Here is an 18,458-nt window from a genome sequence, read left to right as displayed (position 1 = left end):
TTGCATCTATTTTATCGAATGGTAGCGTGAAAACATCAAACAATAACAGGTGCTATCTATGCGTTTAATAATAACAATATTAACCATGCTAGTGAGTTTTTCAGCATTAGCAAAACCACTTTCCTATTATTTTGAAGAAGATGTGAAATTTGATCCGCTTATTCCAACCCCGCAAGAGGTTTTAGGTTACGAAGTGGGCGAGTGGCATGTACGCCATGATCAACTTGTTCAGTATATGCAAATATTGGCAGACAAAAGTGAGCGTATTAACATTGAAGTAATTGGCCGGACGCACGAGCAGCGACCCTTGGTCATGTTAACGATTACTGCGCCAGATAAATTAGGCCAAGTGGAGCAGATTCGTAAAGCACATTTAGCTCGCTTAAGCGGTGGAAATACTGACTCAAGCAAGCAACCTGCGGTTGTGTGGATGGGTTACAGTGTGCATGGCAATGAGTCTTCAGGTAGCAACGCATCGCTATTAGTTGCTTATTATCTTGCAGCGGCACAAGGGCCTGAAATTGACACCTTATTAAACAACACCGTTATTCTATTAGACCCTTCTTTGAATCCTGATGGCTTAGCGCGTTTTGCGAATTGGGCAAATAGCAATCGAGGCATGAACTTATCATCGGACCCTGAAACACGTGAGCACCGTGAAAGCTGGCCGAGCAGCCGTACTAACCATTATCTTTTTGATTTAAATCGTGACTGGTTGTTACTACAACACCCTGAGTCACGTGCGCGTATTGCCCAGTTCCATCACTGGAAGCCTAATATTTTAACTGACTTTCATGAAATGGGCCCAAATAGCACATTCTTCTTTCAACCGGGAATACCAACGCGTAAACACCCAATTACACCAGAAGAAAATGTGACATTAACGAAAGCAATTGCAAATTATCATGCAAAGACGCTTGATGAGCATAATGCGCTGTATTTTACTGAAGAAAGCTTTGACGATTTTTACTATGGCAAGGGGTCAACCTACCCAGATGTAAATGGTGGCGTGGGTATTTTATTTGAACAAGCAAGTTCTCGTGGGCACTTACAAGAAACAATTAACGGCCCGTTGAGTTTTCCATTTACTATTAAAAATCAACTGTTAACGAGCTTATCTACATTCCAAGCAGCGATTGATAATCGCCAAGACTTACTAGACTATCAAGCTGAGTTTTACACTAAAGCTACGGATCTTGCTGGCGATGAAGATTTTAAAGGCTATGTGGTAAAAGGCGGCGCTGATAATAGCCGCATGGCGTATTTTTTAGACGTGTTAAAGCAACACCAAATCAATGCGTATCTGCTTGAAGAGCCCTTAAAAGTGAATGGTCAGAGCTTTTCTGAAAAAAGCTACTACGTGCCATTAGCACAGCCACAATTTCGTTTAGTAAAAGCGATTTTTAGCGAGCAACAACGCTTTGTTGACAATACTTTTTATGATGTTTCGGGCTGGACATTGGCCCATGCATTTAATTTAGAGTTTGCCAAAGTGAGCAGCAATTGGGGCTTAAACATTGCAAAAATGCCGTGGCAGAAAACGGTTAAATCAAGCTTCGCTGCGTTACCACAAAGCTATGCTTATGCATTTAAGTGGGATGACTACCTTGCTCCTAAAATGTTAAATAACTTACTTAAGCAAGGTGTTCAAGCACGTGTTGCGCTTAGTTCACTTACAGCAAAAACACCCGCAGGTGAGGTTGCTTTTGAGCCAGGCAGTATTTTATTACCAGCCGGTATTCAAACAGACCCTAATTGGGTGCGTTATTTAAACCAAGCACAAACAGATTTCGGTATTGAAATTGTTCCCATCAGCTCTGGTTTAACAGTGAAAGGGGCTGATTTAGGGTCTCGTTCTATGGCTGTTGTTAAAGCACCTAAGGTACTGCTTATTGGTGGCGAAGGAACCAGCCAGTATGAGCTTGGCGAAGTGTGGTATTACCTTGATCGCTTTGTTGATATTGCCCCGAGTATTATTGAAATGGAGCGTTTAGATAATATTAACCTCGATAAGTACAGCCATATTGTGCTTGCGCATGGTAATTATAATCGCCTTGATGATGCGACTAAAATTGCAATAAAAGCGTGGGTTCGTAAAGGCGGGGTAATCTGGGGCCATAAAGGCGGTGCAAAATTCTTAGCGGATCAGCAACTATTAAAAGCGAATTATTTGTCACGCCGTGATGTTGCAAGTGCATTTGATACAAAAGGCCTTACTTATGCCGATAAAGATGACTTAGCAGGGCGCCAACGCATTGCAGGTGCCATCTTTAATACTCACGTTGACTTATCGCACCCACTGACGTTCTCGCTTGAGCGCAATACCTTACCTGTATTTAAAAATAGCACTTGGTTACTTGAAAAATCGGAAGCACCATTTGTTAATGTGCTTACTTATACAGACACGCCATTACTTGCAGGCTTTACCGATGATGTCAATGTGGAGCAGGTAGTCGGTGCTGCAGGTTTAATTGCGCACTCTTACGGAAAAGGCAGTGTGATTGGTATGACTGATAACCCCGTTTTTCGAGGTTACTGGTATGGAACAAGCCGATTACTAAGTAATGCATTGTTCTTTGGTCATGCATTTAGTGCATCGGGTGACTAATTAAGGGGAGTCAAACACGTAAGGATTGCCCATACTTGTTTGGCCCCTGCCTGTTTTAATGCCTCTGTTGCTGCGTTTAATGTAGCACCAGAGGTCATCACATCATCAACAATAGCCACCGATTTCCCTGTCAGATCTTGCTGACATACAAACGCATTTTTTACATTCTTTACCCGTTTTGTTTTACTTAGTTTTGATTGTGGCTGGGTGGCTTTTTGTTTATGAAGAGGCGTAATAACGTCTTGCTGTAAGCCCTCTAGAACCGGTAACCACGTTTGGCTTACTTGGTTGTAGCCACGCGATAAAAAACGCCTTTTATGTAACGGCATTATGATAAATACATCAGGCCAGTGTGTGTTTGCTGCAAGGGCATGCTGCAGCTGTTTGGTTATGATTTGCTGTAAAGCCACTTTATAATGCTGTTGATTGTTAAATTTTAACTGTATGAGCCATTGTTTATAGGGTGCTTGATACCACGCACAGGCAATGAGATGATCAAAATGACAGTCAGGAAAAGCGTCACAAATATCGGGGCGATGTAAAAGGTTTGGATGACGTGCTAAGTCAAAAAGTGCAAGGTCATCCATACAGTGTGGGCAGAGTGACTGATTACTTTCAATGTGGTCCTTGCAACCCAAACAAAAATTTGGGAACAGCGCATCTAAAGCGACTTTAAACGCCTGAATTAAGCCCGCCATTGCATTCATTCCTTTAAACGCTATTATGAGCGCTAAGTGTGGTTGAGAGTTTATAAATATGCAAAATGAAATGGTGTTGTTACATGGCTGGGGAATGAATCAAGGTGTGTGGCAAGTCATTATGCCTGAACTTACGTTTTTTCATGATGGCGCTGTTCGCTGCTTAGATTTACCTGGGTTTGGTAACGCACAGTCAATACCAACACCTTACACTTTGCATGCTGCGGCAGAGCAGCTCAGTAGCGAACTAAATGAAGGATCAATACTTGTCGGTTGGTCACTGGGAGGGCTGTTTGCTTTGTATATTGCTGCGCACTGGCCTGACAAAGTGGCCAAAGTTGTGCTGGTAGCATCAACCCCATTTTTTGCCCAGCACGATGATTGGCCTGGTATTAAGCCGGACGTCCTGAATGCGTTTAAAGATCAGTTAGTGAGCCATAGAGAAAAAACCATAGAACGCTTTCTCGCTATTCAAGCTATGGGCAGTGAGTCTGCTCGTGATGATATAAAGCAGCTAAAATTATTATTGAATCAATACCCCGCTCCCAAAGAGCAGGCGCTAAGTGCAGGACTCGATATACTACAGCACGATGATTTACGCGCTATGTTTGCACAGTTAACGGTGCCTATAGTCGGCATTTTTGGTCGCTTAGATGCGTTAGTGCCTTATCGTGCTCTTAAGAAAATGCAGGCGCTGCAGCCTAATTTTGACTACGAGGTAATTGATAAAGCATCCCATGCCCCGTTTATTTCTCACAAAGAGGCATTTATAACAGCTCTTAAATCAGTGTGTTAAACAAAACCTAGCTTGAGGCCATAAAAATAGCGGGATTATACTTTATTTTGTTCGTTTTGTGAGCGATAATTACGGTTAGATCTCACTGTTGGAGACCATCATGGCAATCGGTTCTGTTTTTAATAATGCGGTAGAAGGTTATAACCGTGCTAGCCAAGGTATTGAAAAGGCAAGCGCAGAGATTAGCCGTGCCTCAATAGATCAACAAGATGATGCTCAGCTTGCGCAGCAGCGCCAATTACAAGCCGCTCGCCCCGATGAAGCAGTCACGCCTCCTGTATCACAACCCGCGCGTATTGATGAGTCGTTGGTCAACTTAAAAGTAGAAGAGTTTAATGCCAAGGCGAATATCAATAGCATTCAAACCGCGGATGAGGTACTGGGCACTTTAATCGATATTAAAGTATAAATATCATGAACATCGTTACTCCTTATCCGGCCATTAACTTAAACACTGCGAATGTGCATACAGAAAGTGCGCGCCGTGATAACCAGTTGCGCGAGGTAATCCCCGCACCTACGGCAACCAAACCCAGTAACACTGAAAATAAAACTTTAAACGATGGCGAAAAAGCCAGACAACCAGGCACTGACGCTGGCACCTATGATGCGAAAGGCCGTCTTGATGACAACACCGTAGTTCAAGAACGCCAACAAGGCGATTCTGAGCAATCGGAACAAGAGCAACAAGAAACAAAGCAAGAACAAAAAAAAGAGCAACAAGTTGCTGAACAAGAGCAGCAAGATGCGGAACAAATAAAGGAATTAAAAGCCCGTGATACTGAAGTGCGCATTCACGAGCAAGCACATGCATCTGTCGGTGGGCAATATGCGGGTGCGCCAAGTTATGAGTATCAGCGCGGTCCCGATGGTACTAATTACGCTGTTGGTGGAGAGGTTCAAATCGATGTTGCACAAATCGAGGGGGATCCAAAAGCCACCATTGAAAAAATGCAAACTGTACGAGCAGCAGCGCTTGCTCCACAAGAACCCTCAGGTGCTGACCGTGCTATAGCGGCAGATGCAACGCAAAAACTTGCGGCGGCTCAAGCTGAGTTAGCGACTCAGTCTGATGACGATAAGCAGCAAAATGGGCAAGCGTCATTTAGAATTAACCGTGAATTTGCTAATGATGATAGTTCGCAAGTGAGTGCATCGGAGACTAAAACAGCAAAGCGTGACGTGGAAGTAGATCAACGCGCTCAACGAATTGCTAATTTCTATCAAGCGGCAACCTCTGCTGCGGCTCAAAACCAATTTTCTGCGGTTATTTAACCTCACATTTTCTTACACATTACTTACTATAAATAGGGTTGTTCCTATTTTTAGGTTGTAATTAGCTCTGTTAAATTGTCCACGATTTTAAATAAGGATGATTTAATATGAAATATGTAGTAACTGTCGGTGCAAATTATGCGATTACAGCTGATTGGTTAGTGACCGCAGCGTATCGAGATGTAAACGACTATTCAAATTTTACCTTCTCAATTCGTTATAATTTTTAGTTAATTAGCAAGCTAGCGAACCTTTCGCTAGCTTCTTTTTATATATTATTTCTTTTCCTGCAATAGTGTTTTCTACAAAAAGCTACATTTTGTATAAATAATCCGCAACGCTTTATATATCACCACTTCGATGTTTACATGGTGTTAATTTTGTGTCTGAAATGTATACCTCACAGTTTGACCCTTCATAACGCCGCCTGTATATGTCTGTCTGCTAATAGAATTTAGTGTCTCAGCTTTTGCGTAAGCAAAGCTGTTTTAAATTAAATCAGTGGGAATCATATGCAACCTAGCAATAATAAAATAGCACACTTGAAAAAGAGCTCAGTTGCAGTACTTACAGCATTGTATGTAGGTACTTCAGGTTATGCTGCGGCAGAGCCGGGCTTTAATAAAGTGTCAGACAAAGGCTTTTATCAGCCAACATTTACAGCTGAAGATATCGCAAAGTATCAAGAACAAAAACAAATTGCTGATCATCCAAGCTTATTAAAGGGCAGTGTTGAGCGTTTAAATCAACATTATCAAAATCAACAACCAGAACATGTGTTCCAGCCTCAAGAGGGTGTGACAGGTGTTCAAACTTATATCGTTCAAATGACTGAAGAGCCAGTCGCGAGTTACCAAGGTGACATTCAGGGCTTTACTGCAACAGCGGTTACTGAATCTCGTTCGTTAATGGTTAATGAGCGCTTGGATACATCGGCACATAAGGTGCGTGCTTATCAGGGTTTCTTAAAGCAGCGCCAAACATCTGTATTAGGCAAGGCACGTGCCGTGGGTGCTAGCATTGATGTTAAAAAACAATTTACGTTAGCAAACAATGCCGTTGTTGTCGAAATGACGCAGGCGGATGCTGAGCTACTGGCTAAGCAATCGGGTGTGAAACGCATCACACCAAACCGTATTTTCGAACTACGTACAGACCGTGGCCCAGAGTTTATTGGCGCAGATCAATTATGGCAAGGTGCTACACCTGCATCATCAGTGGGTGTTAAAGGCGAAGGCATGGTTGTAGGTATTATTGATACAGGTATCAATACTGACCACCCTGCGTTTGCAAGCGATGAAGAGTACAGCAAATCAAATCCATTTGGTGCAGGTAACTTCGTTGGTGATTGTGAAGCTGATCCTACGTTATGTAATGACAAGTTAATTGGTGTTCGCTCTTACCCTGAAATTACGGCTGCGAATTCAGACTATCGATTTGCACGTGCTGATCGTCGTCCAGAGAACGGTGAAGACTACAACGGTCATGGTTCACATACTGCAAGCACAACCGCGGGTAACTACATAGAGAATACGCCACTTCAAGCAGCCACCGGTGAGAAAGTGAGTGATGGTGAAAACTTACCATTTACCTTTGATCACACCAGTGGTGTTGCACCGCGCGCGCACATTATTTCATACCAAGTATGTCACGCGGGCAACTCGGGCGACTTATACGCTGGTTGTCCTGAGTCGGCGATTTTATCTGCTTTTGAAGATGCAATTGAAGATGGCGTTGATGCGATTAACTTCTCAATCGGTGGCGGTGAAAGCTTCCCGTGGGAAGATCCAATGGAAATGGCATTTTTAAGCGCACGTGAGGCCGGTATTTCTGTTGCCGCTGCTGCGGGTAACTCAGGTCCGTACTATATGTCTGCGGATCATACATCACCTTGGGTGACGACAGTGGGGGCATCAACGCATGATCGCGTGATGGAATTAGGTGTTAAAACCATTAACAACTTCCAAGGTACACGTGCACCTTCTGTTGGTGAGTATGCAGGTAAGAGTTTCGCTGGTGGAATTACTGGTGAGGTTGTTTTAGCTGAGAATTACGACGACCCTAATGCTGACGATGGCTATGATGCAGCTAGCTGTAATGCCCCATTCCCTGCGGGTACTTTCACCGCAGACCAAATAGTGGTGTGTTTACGTGGTGATATTGCGCGTGTTGATAAAGCGAAAAACGTAGCTGCGGGTGGCGCAGGTGGTTTTATCCTGCAAAATATTGCTTTTGGCGAGAACGTTGTTGCAGATAACTATGTGATCCCAGGTATTCACTTATCTTCAAGTGCGCGTTTTGCTATTCGCAACTGGGTGAATGCTAACTCTGATGGCGCTGCAATTGCGACTATTGGTGAGCCGCAAAATAACTATTCGTTTGACGAAGAAGCTGGCAACCAGCTCGCTATTTTTAGCTCTATGGGCCCAAGTTATTATATTAACAACCTTGTTCCTGATTTGACGGCACCAGGTGTTGATATTTATGCTGCGAATGCTGATGACCAACCATTCACTGCCAATCCTAGAGCATCAGACTGGACATTCATGAGTGGTACGTCAATGGCTACTCCGCATGTAACCGGCGCCATGACTTTATTGATGCAAATGCACCCAGATTGGACGCCTGCTGAAGTACAATCGGCTCTGATGATGACGGCGAATAAAGTGCGCATTTCTAACGGTGTTACGTTAGTTGACCCTTACTACAACTTCATGACGGGAAGTGGCTCAATTGATGTTGCGCAAGCGGCAAATGCAGGTCTTATCATGGATGAGACAATCGAAAACTATCACAATGCTAACCCGCGTAATGGCGGTTTAGTGGAGTGGTTAAACCTGCCGACATTAGTAAACCAAGACTGTGAACTGACCTGTTCTTGGATGCGCACAGTGAAAGCGACTAAAGATGGTTCGTGGGATACAACAGCCTATGGTTGGGGTATTGAAGGCGAGCAAGAAAGTGCGGGTGTCGAAGTGAGTGTTACACCAAGTAACTTCACACTTAAAGCGGGTGAAACACAAGACGTGATGGTAACGATGAAGTTACCGAATATCATTCAGTCTAAACTAGACCCAGCAGAACCCGGCGCACCATGGGACAGCATTATAAACAAAAATGCGTGGTTTAACGGTAAAGTACTTTTTAAAAATACCGATGGTAATTCACCTGATGCTCACTTCACATTAGCGGCTAAAAATGTCATTGATGAGCTTCCAGCCATGGTTGATATCGATATGGCTCGTGCCAATGCATCAGAGTCAATCGTTGTGAATACTGACAGCTACAGTGAGTTTACACCAACTTATTATGGCCTTGTAAAACCAACTGAAGTAACAGCCAATATCTTAGGTGTATCACCTTATGTAACGAAAGACCGTGTAGAAAAAGCATGGGATATTCAGGCAATTGAGGTACCTGAAGGTACAAAACGCCTGATGATTAAAGTGGCATCAACAGAGCAAACGACTGATTTATCAGATATCGTTGAACCGCGTTGGCAAATTAAAAAAGCACACTTAGTGGTGGGTTATGATGCGAATGGTAGTGGCTCGTTCATGGTGTCGGATGAAGAGATTGCTGAAGATCCAAATGCATTAATTAAAGCACTGAACGAAGAGATGATTTGTTATTCTTCAAGCAGTGTTGAGGATAACTACTGTAATATTATCGATCCTAAGCCTGGTAAATACTGGTTCGCTACCGCAGCGTTAGCTGGTTTACGCGATGTGGGTTATCAAACAGTGACTCACTATGCATTTGTGAAAGAGCAAAATACGGGTGAGTTCAGTGTGTCGGCTCCACAACAACATTCAGGTAATGGTAACTATGAAATTGCGATTAATTGGAATCTACCAGAAGCGCAGCTAAACGATGTGTATTACGGTGGTTTTGAACTGGGTGATTCAGAAGGTGCTGAAGGGACTTTAGGGTTTACATCAGTTAACTTTAAACGTGACGCTGAAGCGTTAACCCTTAATATTGATCAAGACTCAGCACGCGCTATGGATCTTGTAAATGTTAACGTGAAACTCAAAGCTAACTATGAATCTAACGCGCGCGATTACGCTTTAGCGTTAACCATTCCTGAGGGCATGGAAGTTTGGCCTGATACATTGACTTCTAACAACGAGTCAGTTGCTGCTTCATTGGAAGTAGAGGGCAACACTTTAACAATTAAAGGGACTCAAGAGGCTACTCGCAATGTTAAGCGTGATTATGTTGTCACGAATAACATCACTAATGAAATGTGTAAAACGCCAATGATCGATGAGTACTCAACAGGTGGCTACATCGATTTATGGGGTGACTTCCGCATTCAACCTGATGCTTCTTGGTATGAAGGTGGCTCAAATGTTTACTTTGATGTACCAATTGATTGGTTATTCTACAAACAAGGCGCTAAGTTTGAAGTTTATAATCAAGCAAACAACAACGAAGTACGTTTACACCCAACAGGTGCTATGCAATTTACACCAATTTGGTGGATGATGAGTGCGCACCGTGGTCCAGGTTTCTTAGTTGAAGCATTAGCCCCGTTCTGGCGTGGTTCATTTGAAATCACTAATCTACGTGATCCAAGCGATCCAACAGGGTTAACAATTGCAAGTCAATATGCAGAAGAACGTCCTGATCTTGGTGACCTTCTGTTCATGGAATTTGATAATGTTACCGACAAGAATACGGGTGATACTTATGATTATGAAGTGATCTTACGCAGTGGTATTGATGACCATGAAGGTAAGTTTGAAGCGATTTTTGCATACGACAATCTAGGTGCTGATATTGATACAGGCACTATCTTTATTGAAGGTGGTGACAGTGTTTATGCTACAACCGCGGGCTACAAAGACGGTGCTCTAAGCAATGTGATCGGTTTCGATGACCTTGGTAAAATCTTACAAGATGACTTAGTCATTTGTTTTGATTACGTGGGCCCTGAGCAAAGTGAAGTTGAATTTAACTTTACAGCGACAATAAAGCCAGAAGCGAAAGGCACCATGCAAGACATCGCGCTTGATTATCAATTAGGTAGCCAAGAGTCAGGTACATTAATGCACTCGATTGATGTACAAAGCAATCTGAAAATGGCTGATATGGTTAATATGACGGTTGCTGAAAATGGTCGTATTGATGGCATTGAAGTGATGGTTATTGATGCTGATCAATCGCCAAATGAGCTAGTAATCACGGGTGAACATGTGTCAGCTGAGGTGAACGGTATGTCGTTTAACCTGATCCCTGAACCACATTTCTTTGGAGAAACCCTTGTTACAGTTACAGTGCATGATAAAGCAAACCCATCAGACAAAATAAGCCAAGAGTTTTTACTGACGGTTGAGTCTGACGGAATAGAGTTAGGTTGTACTGATTCAGCTGCAACTAACTACGATGCGAATGCAAATAAAGATAATGGTAGCTGCGAATATCCAGTTAAAGTAACGCCTGATACAGAGGTGGAAGCGAAGAGCTCATCAAGTGGTTCATTCGGTCACTTCATCGTGTTACTCCTTCCATTACTTGCACTACGTCGTCGTAAGTAATCGCTTTAAAGGCTCATTTTAGTGAGCCTTTAAAAACAAAAAAACCGCGTAAGCTTCATAACTTACGCGGTTTTTTATTAGCCTAATATAATGGCTACTTTTTAACTTTAGCGTTGGCAAAGGCATCGGCAAAGGCATTGCCCATGGCTGCATTACCAAAGTCACGTTTTGGTTTAGACGTGTTTTTTACTTTTTGAGCTGCGGCAGGTTTGCTTGTAGTTGCCGCTTTATTGCTGGTATCAACATCATCGTCTAAGCGCATGGTAAAGCTAATACGTTTACGAGCAGCATCCACTTCAAGCACTTTTACTTTTACGATGTCACCCGCTTTGACTACTTCACGCGGATCTGAGATAAACTTATTCGTAATAGCAGAAATATGCACCAAACCGTCTTGGTGAACACCTACATCAACGAAGGCACCAAAGTTTGCTACGTTTGACACCACACCTTCTAGAATCATGCCCGGTTTTAAATCGTTAATTGTTTCAACACCGGCTTTAAACTCGGCCGTTTTAAATTCAGGGCGCGGGTCGCGGCCTGGCTTATCAAGTTCTTTAATGATGTCTGTGACGGTTGGTAAACCAAATTTGTCGTCAATATAGTCGTTCGCAACAAGCTTGTTTAGTATATCTGAGTTACCGATTAAGCTATTGACATCCAGGTTGTTCTTTTCGCAAATACGCTTAACAATCGGGTAGGCTTCAGGGTGAACTGATGACTTATCAAGAGGGTCTGTACCATTAGTGATACGTAAGAAGCCCGCGGCTTGTTCAAATGCTTTTGGCCCTAAACGCTCTACTTTTTTAAGCTCAGAACGCTTGCTGAATGAGCCATTCGCATCACGGTAGTTAACAATGTTTTGTGCCAGAGTTTTGTTTAAACCCGATACACGAGTAAGTAACGGCACTGAAGCCATATTTAAATCAACACCGACAGAGTTTACACAGTCTTCAACCACCGAAGTCAAAGTTTGCCCCAACTGACTTTGTGACACATCGTGTTGGTATTGGCCCACACCAATTGACTTAGGTTCAATTTTAACAAGCTCTGCAAGGGGGTCTTGTAAACGACGCGCAATTGAAACAGCACCACGTAACGATACATCGAGATTAGGGAATTCATTCGCAGCAAACTCAGAGGCAGAGTAAACAGATGCTCCAGCTTCACTGACCATAATTTTGTTAAGGTTAAGCTCGCTGTTTGCTTTTATAAGCTCTGCGACGAGTTTGTCTGATTCACGAGATGCGGTGCCATTACCAATGGCGATTAACTCAACTTTATGCTGGCGACATAACTGTTCAAGCGTGCGCAGTGATTTTTCCCAATGATTTTGAGGGGCATGTGGAAAAATAGTTTGTGTCGTTAATAGTTTACCAGTGCTGTCTACAACAGCTATTTTACAGCCCGTGCGTAAACCTGGATCTAGGCCCAATGTTGTACGAGGACCAGCCGGAGCTGCCATTAATAAGTCTTTTAAGTTCTTTGCAAATACGTCAATGGCACCGGTTTCGGCTTTTTCGCGCATCGCCCCTAAAAACTCATTTTCAAGATGTAAGCTTAATTTAATTTTCCACGCCCACTGCACTACGCTCATTAACCATGCACTCGCTGCTGAGTTGCTAACATCTAAGCGATAATGATCGGCAATCATTTGTGCGCAGATTTGTGCCGGATTTTCAGCACTGGGTTCAGGGTTAATATTGAGCTGCAATACGCCTTCATTTCGTGCTCTTAACATGGCTAAAGCACGGTGAGAAGGCACTTTTTTTAGTGGCTCTTGGTGTTCAAAGTAATCACGGTATTTTGCGCCATCATTTTCTTGGCCAGCAATAACGCGGCTCTCAATTTGACCATGTTGACTTATATGACTGCGGAATTTTGCAAGCAACTTAGCATCTTCAGCAAAGCGCTCCATTAAAATGAACTTAGCCCCATCGAGTACTGTTTTCGTATCAGCAAAACCAGCATCGGCATTGATGTAGTCAGTGGCGTGTTGTTCAGGGTCTAAGTTTGGATCATTAAACAGGGCATCAGCAAGTGGTTCAATACCTGCTTCAATTGCAATTTGCCCTTTGGTACGGCGCTTAGGTTTGAAAGGCAGATATAAATCTTCAAGCTCCGTTTTACTGTCCGCGTTATTAATATCCGCACTGAGCTCGGTTGTTAGTTTTCCTTGCTCTTTAATCGTGGCAAGTATAAAGCTACGGCGCTCTTCTAGTTCACGTAAATACGATAGGCGTTGCTCAAGTAAACGCAGTTGCGTGTCGTCTAAGCCACCCGTTACTTCTTTACGATAACGCGCGATAAAAGGTACTGTGGCACCTTCATCAAGTAATTTGATTGCAGCAACAACTTGTGGTTGCTGGGCATTTAGCTCAGTCGCTAAGCGTGCAGAGATATTGCTCATGCATAAACCTTTTTAAAAAATAGAAAATCAGTAAAACTGAAGATTAATTGCCTGAATAATATCACAATAAGAAGGCCTTAAAAGCACTGCTTTTAAGGCCCGCTGAAATAGTTCTTCACAACGCAAATTTTAATACTTAGTGAGGGTGATCGATGTGTTGCATCACTTCACTGAAGCTATTAGCAATGGGGTTGATATTAACAGGAATATGTAACTTTTTAGCAATTTGACGCGCAGAAATTAGCCCACAAATTTCATGCTCTTTACTGGTGACTAGCAAGAACATCATACCTTGATGCTCCATTGTTTGTAGTACATCGCCAATGCATGCGTAACTAATGCTTTGTAAGCTTGCACCCGCTAAATTACTAAGCGGTGTCATTACATCGTGTAATGTAATCTCGTCACGGTGCAGGTTTAAGCGCTGTGCAAGCATCATAATCTTAGAGCTTTGCAGGTCAGCACTTGATGTAATACCCAGTAACTTATCTTCACTATCAATTACTAAGATAAAGTCAGAACAGTGATTGCTAGTTTGTTTCAGCGCATTAACAATCGTTGTGTCGTAATGAGCGCGTAACGGGTCTTTACTGGTGAAGCTATTTAATACTTTAAGCGCCGGAGAGGTTAGGTCTAGGGTTGGCTCAACTTCATTTACAGCATTAGATAATGCGCCATTTGAAATGTCTTGTAGACGTAATTCTTTGAAATTATTCATTTTGATCACCATACATTTTAATAAAACTTTAATTGAAACAATTTTGAGTTAATTAAAAAGCAGGGGGACCTCGCTGATGCGCGCTGAACACAGAAATAACAGAACAAGGATTAACATACACCGCAACACGGCCATCTGGCAGTGGTTGATCTGCACTGGCAATCAGCGAAGGGGTATGTTTGTCAAAGTCAGTATCTGTATTGGCTGGGTCTGTACTGTCGCACGCAATGAAATGTGCGGTTGGCGTAACACTGTCTGAGTGGCTTTCAATGTCATTGGCGTAAGATATCAAACTCGCACTCATTAAAAGTGCGAATACAATGGCATTACTCATGATGCGATGTATTAGGTTTGACATACTTACTACCTTCTAAAACCTCAAGCACTAAATGCGTCTTGAGTCTCTTTAGTTATAGAACACATTTTTAGAGTAGACAATCACTAATTAATGTTTTCTGAATATTTAAAGATAAATTAGGGTGCGTTAGGGTAAGTTATTTCATTGACGAACCATTCTTTTGTGCCTTCGGGTGTGATGACCGAAAATTCGTCATCCACTTCTTTACCCAATAGCGCACGCGCCATAGGTGCGTCGATAGAAATATAATCTTTACGCTCATAAATTTCGTCTGGGCCCACAATACGAAATCGTTTGATGTCGCCTTGTTCATTTTCAATTTCAACCCAAGCGCCAAAAAATACTTTGCCTGCTTGTTGCGGATTGTAGTCAACAATTTTTAGGTCTGGCATACGTTTTCTTAGGTAACGTACGCGGCGATCTATTTGTCGTAAAACACGTTTATTGAATTGATAATCGGCGTTTTCAGAACGGTCACCTAAGCTTGCTGCCCACGTGACAATTTTGGTAATTTCAGGACGCTTCTCATGCCACAAATAGTCATGTTCTTGTTGTAATTGTTGATAACCTTCACGCGTAATTAAATTTGTTTTTGCCATTTTACTTAGCCTCACAAGAAAACCTGCCGCACGGTATAAAAGTCTTTTGTCTTTGTCGAGTAGGATTTTGAAATGTTCCGTAACAATCTAAGCGTGCAATTCGATTTTTATTCTTAAGTTTTTCATTTATATTAACAAGTAACACATTACAACAAGAATGAAAGTTATGGGACACGAAACGACAAAAGTATTGGTTGTTGATGACGATATGCGTTTACGCAGTTTGCTTGAACGTTATTTGGTAGAGCAAGGGTTTATTGTTCGTACAGCAGCGAATTCAGAGCAGATGGATCGCTTACTCGAGCGTGAAAATTTCCACTTAATCGTACTCGATTTAATGTTACCCGGCGAAGACGGTTTATCCATTTGTCGCCGTTTACGTCAAAAAGAAAACGATATACCCATTGTGATGTTAACAGCTAAAGGTGACGAAGTAGACCGTATAATAGGTCTTGAGCTCGGTGCTGATGACTATATTCCTAAACCGTTTAACCCACGCGAACTATTGGCACGCATTAAAGCGATTTTACGTCGTCGCGCTAAAGAAGTACCAGGCGCGCCTGCTGCAGAGGAAAACGAAATTAGTTTTGGTGAATTCACACTAAATTTAGCCACGCGTGAGATGACGCAAGGTGATAACACCATGTCATTAACCAGTGGTGAGTTTGCGGTATTAAAAGCGCTTGTCACACACCCGCGTGAACCGTTAAGTCGTGATAAGCTAATGAACCTTGCGCGAGGCCGAGACTACAGTGCACTTGAGCGTAGTATCGACGTACAGGTTTCGCGTTTGCGTCGCATGATTGAGGTTGACGCTGCTAATCCTCGTTATATTCAAACAGTATGGGGCTTAGGCTACGTATTTGTACCAGACGGTGAAAAGTAGCAATAATGGGCATGTTTCCGCGAAGCGCATTTGGACAAACCGTATTTTTAGTCGCAGCGTTGCTTTTAATCAACCAGATCGTGTCATATATCACGGTCAGCTTTTATGTTGTAAAGCCAACCATAGAGCAAGTAAATCTGATCCTCGCTAAGCAAATTAAAACAGTGTTTATCGAGTGGGAAGAAGGCGTTGAAGTGAGCAAAGAAGCCTCTGAAAAGTTCTTTGAAATAACAGGGATAGAAGTCATGACCCAGCGCCAGGCAATGCGCGAAGGGCTGGCTGAAACACGTGAATATTCAATGCTTTCGCGCAGCATGTCTAAAGAGTTGAATGGTTCAGCACGTGTGCGCATTAGCCAAACGGATCCGCTTGTATATTGGGTTGAAGCACCGCAAGCCCCTGGTTATTGGGTACGCGTACCCTTAACGGGTTTGCAAGAAAACAACCTGAAATTTTTAACTTTTTACTTGTCCAGTATTGGTTTTTTAAGTGTGCTAGGTGGCTGGTTGTTTGCGCGTCACTTGAACCGTCCTTTAAAAGCACTGCAACAAGCTGCTGTAAAAGTGGGGGTGGGCGACTTCTCCACCAAACTCGAAGAGCAGGGCTCAACCGAAGTCATTGAAGTAACGCGTGCTTTTAATCAGATGTCTCGGGGTATTGCGGCATTAGAAAACGACCGTCGTTTGCTAATGGCGGGGGTATCTCATGACCTTAGAACGCCGCTTACGCGCATTCGTTTAGCCACAGAAATGATGTCAGATGATGAAGACTACCTTCGCGAAGGGATAATCCATGATATCGAAGATATGAATGCGATTATTGACCAATTTATAGAGTACTTGCGTCATCACAAGCGCGAAGAGCTTGCGCTTGAAGATTTAAATGCGCTTGTTGCAGAAGTCGTCGAAGCAGAACAAAAGCATCATCGCAGCATCACCTTTAAAGAAAACCCCAGTATTCATGATGTACCAGTGAGCATGGTGGCAATAAAACGTGTTGTCACTAATATGATTGAAAACGCGATACGTTATTCACAGGGTGATATTGAGGTTGAAACTCGCCTGAGTAGCAATAAAAAATTCGCGATGGTGGTTGTAAATGATCAAGGCCCAGGTATTCCTGAGAGTGAACTTGAAACCGTGTTTGAACCGTTTAAACAAGGCGATGCTGCCCGTGGTAGTGAAGGTAGCGGTTTAGGGCTGGCAATCATCAAACGTATTGTTGATATGCATGGCGGAAAAGTGCAGTTGCTTAATCGCCCCGAAGGTGGCTTAAGTGCACAAATCTATTTACCGTTGTAGATGAAATAACGTGACAGATTAAGACTGATTGCTTAAAAAGTGCGACAGGGGTGTCGCACTTATCTTATTGAACGTTATGACTGTGGTTGGCCGTAAATTTGCTCGGCACGATTAAACAATATCCACGAGGTCAAAATATACTTATCGTTTGAGATTGGCTTATTGCCACGGTGAGTGTGGGTAAAGTAGCCAGGAGCCACCACCATCGTTCCTTTCTTGGGCGATATTTTACGTTGTTGATAGTAAAATTCGGTTTCACCACCTTCTTCTACATCGTTTAAGTAAAACATAAACAACAATACGCGATGTAGCGCTTCGTTATGACCTACTTGCGGGTATACCTCACTGTGCCAGTATGGATAGCCCCCTTTATTGATGTCGTATTTTTGCGCCTGAATGTTACCCATTCTAAAGATTTGCTGGACTAATAAAGGCAGTTGCGGCTTGCCGACTTCTTCAAAGTTGTCTTGGTTTAAGTCAACGGGTTGACCGGTTTTTGGGTGATAGACTTTTAATCCAAACGCGCCAATCATCATAAAAATATGCTCTTCGAGATACTTAAAGATGTACCCTGCGGTGGTTTGTTGAATATGTTTTAATTGTTCGGCGTATTCTGGGTGATTATTTAGGTATAAATCGCGGCTGTCTTTTTTAGATAAATCAACGCCACCAGAGGTAATGCCTTGTTTTAAATGCGGGCTTTGTTCAAATACCGTGATAAAATTATCGCAAAATTCTTTGCTAAGGGCGTTTTCGTATACGCGAATAAAGTCCGTCATGAGCTACCTTTAGTTTATATTTTTTATAGGGTTACTATGTTTATTGAATCAATCACGCCCCGATTTAGCGAAACGGATGTCTTAGGGCATATCAACAATACCGTACTCCCCGTGTGGTTTGAAGCCGCCCGTGCGCCTATTTTTAGATTTTTTACACCGGATTTAAATCCACATCAGTGGAAATTGATTATAGCCAAGGTTGAAGTAAGCTTTGTCGGAGAGTTGTTTTATGGCCACGATGTTGAGATAAAAACGAGTGTTGAGCATATTGGTTCAAGCTCCTTTGTATTGCGTCAAGAAGCGTGGCAGCAAGGCACATGTTGTGCGGTGGGTAAAACGGTCTTGGTACGGTATGATTTTGCCAATAAATGTTCGCAAAAGTTAGATGAGCAAGAAAAAGCAGCACTTTCTGCACACTTATTCGTTTCTGAGTAGCCGTTTTTTGCCGACATTTCTGGGCGCTTGGGGTAAAATGTCGCTTCATTAT

The 18,458-nt window shown here is 42.7% G+C and carries 15 protein-coding genes; 9 read left to right on the top strand and 6 right to left on the bottom strand.

Going from position 1 to position 18,458, the window contains the following annotated elements; all coding sequences use genetic code 11:
- The first annotated feature begins 58 nt into the window (after window positions 1–58).
- On the top strand, window positions 59–2,608 hold the full coding sequence (locus JIG41_RS16370; protein WP_199525099.1) for a M14 metallopeptidase family protein: 2,550 nt from the start codon (window positions 59–61) through the stop codon (window positions 2,606–2,608).
- Here the strand turns inward: JIG41_RS16370 and JIG41_RS16365 are convergent.
- The gene (locus JIG41_RS16365; protein WP_199525098.1) at window positions 2,605–3,306 is read right to left on the bottom strand and encodes a ComF family protein; all 702 of its coding nucleotides are present in this window, start codon (window positions 3,304–3,306) and stop codon (window positions 2,605–2,607) included. The two genes, JIG41_RS16370 and JIG41_RS16365, sit on opposite strands and share 4 nt — an antisense overlap.
- 58 nt (window positions 3,307–3,364) lie before the next feature.
- Between JIG41_RS16365 and bioH the strand changes: the two genes are divergently transcribed.
- The 5 genes from bioH to JIG41_RS16345 all read left to right on the top strand — a co-directional run bounded on the left by bioH (window position 3,365) and on the right by JIG41_RS16345 (window position 10,920).
- Complete coding sequence (gene bioH / locus JIG41_RS16360; protein WP_036973398.1) at window positions 3,365–4,102, top strand: pimeloyl-ACP methyl ester esterase BioH; 738 nt, start codon at window positions 3,365–3,367, stop codon at window positions 4,100–4,102.
- A 100-nt stretch (window positions 4,103–4,202) separates the two neighbouring features.
- Window positions 4,203–4,511 (top strand): hypothetical protein, encoded by a 309-nt coding sequence (locus tag JIG41_RS16355; protein WP_036973397.1) that lies wholly within the window; start codon window positions 4,203–4,205, stop codon window positions 4,509–4,511.
- A gap of 5 nt (window positions 4,512–4,516) precedes the next feature.
- On the top strand, window positions 4,517–5,377 hold the full coding sequence (locus tag JIG41_RS16350) for a putative metalloprotease CJM1_0395 family protein (RefSeq protein ID WP_199525097.1): 861 nt from the start codon (window positions 4,517–4,519) through the stop codon (window positions 5,375–5,377).
- Between the two features lie 107 nt (window positions 5,378–5,484).
- On the top strand, window positions 5,485–5,607 hold the full coding sequence (locus JIG41_RS23100) for a hypothetical protein (RefSeq protein WP_283246079.1): 123 nt from the start codon (window positions 5,485–5,487) through the stop codon (window positions 5,605–5,607).
- Window positions 5,608–5,889: 282 nt separating this feature from the next.
- Window positions 5,890–10,920, top strand: coding sequence for a S8 family serine peptidase (locus JIG41_RS16345; RefSeq protein ID WP_199525096.1), 5,031 nt, complete (start codon window positions 5,890–5,892; stop codon window positions 10,918–10,920).
- 94 nt (window positions 10,921–11,014) lie between these two features.
- On the opposite strand, the gene JIG41_RS16340 is transcribed toward JIG41_RS16345, so the two are convergent.
- The 4 genes from JIG41_RS16340 to greB all read right to left on the bottom strand — a co-directional run bounded on the left by JIG41_RS16340 (window position 11,015) and on the right by greB (window position 15,005).
- Window positions 11,015–13,330 carry a Tex family protein gene (locus JIG41_RS16340; protein ID WP_065979405.1) on the bottom strand — a complete coding sequence of 772 codons (2,316 nt, stop codon included), beginning with the start codon at window positions 13,328–13,330 and terminating at the stop codon, window positions 11,015–11,017.
- 136 nt (window positions 13,331–13,466) lie between these two features.
- Window positions 13,467–14,048: a CBS domain-containing protein gene (locus JIG41_RS16335; RefSeq protein ID WP_065979404.1), complete on the bottom strand. Its 582-nt coding sequence runs from the start codon at window positions 14,046–14,048 to the stop codon at window positions 13,467–13,469.
- Between the two features lie 52 nt (window positions 14,049–14,100).
- Complete coding sequence (locus JIG41_RS16330) at window positions 14,101–14,406, bottom strand: hypothetical protein (RefSeq protein WP_065979403.1); 306 nt, start codon at window positions 14,404–14,406, stop codon at window positions 14,101–14,103.
- Window positions 14,407–14,522: 116 nt separating this feature from the next.
- Window positions 14,523–15,005, bottom strand: a complete 483-nt coding sequence (gene greB / locus JIG41_RS16325; protein WP_036973385.1) for a transcription elongation factor GreB — start codon at window positions 15,003–15,005, stop codon at window positions 14,523–14,525.
- Between the two features lie 166 nt (window positions 15,006–15,171).
- Here greB and ompR point away from each other — a divergent pair, with 166 nt between their 5' ends.
- Entirely contained in the window at window positions 15,172–15,891 is a 720-nt protein-coding gene (gene ompR, locus JIG41_RS16320; protein WP_036973384.1) for a two-component system response regulator OmpR, read from the top strand.
- A gap of 5 nt (window positions 15,892–15,896) precedes the next feature.
- Window positions 15,897–17,192, top strand: coding sequence for a two-component system sensor histidine kinase EnvZ (envZ, locus tag JIG41_RS16315; RefSeq protein WP_036973383.1), 1,296 nt, complete (start codon window positions 15,897–15,899; stop codon window positions 17,190–17,192).
- Between the two features lie 74 nt (window positions 17,193–17,266).
- On the opposite strand, the gene JIG41_RS16310 is transcribed toward envZ, so the two are convergent.
- A complete protein-coding gene (locus JIG41_RS16310; RefSeq protein WP_065979402.1) occupies window positions 17,267–17,971 on the bottom strand; it encodes a 2OG-Fe(II) oxygenase in 705 nt (234 codons plus the stop codon).
- 36 nt (window positions 17,972–18,007) lie between these two features.
- Here JIG41_RS16310 and JIG41_RS16305 point away from each other — a divergent pair, with 36 nt between their 5' ends.
- Complete coding sequence (locus JIG41_RS16305; RefSeq protein ID WP_036973381.1) at window positions 18,008–18,406, top strand: thioesterase family protein; 399 nt, start codon at window positions 18,008–18,010, stop codon at window positions 18,404–18,406.
- Window positions 18,407–18,458: the final 52 nt, after the last annotated feature.

Origin of the sequence: Pseudoalteromonas sp. bablab_jr011 (assembly GCF_016464045.1) — a bacterium.
Lineage (GTDB): Bacteria > Pseudomonadota > Gammaproteobacteria > Enterobacterales > Alteromonadaceae > Pseudoalteromonas > Pseudoalteromonas lipolytica.
Note: the sequence above shows the minus strand (reverse complement) of the source record. Positions and strands in the feature narration are given on the sequence as shown.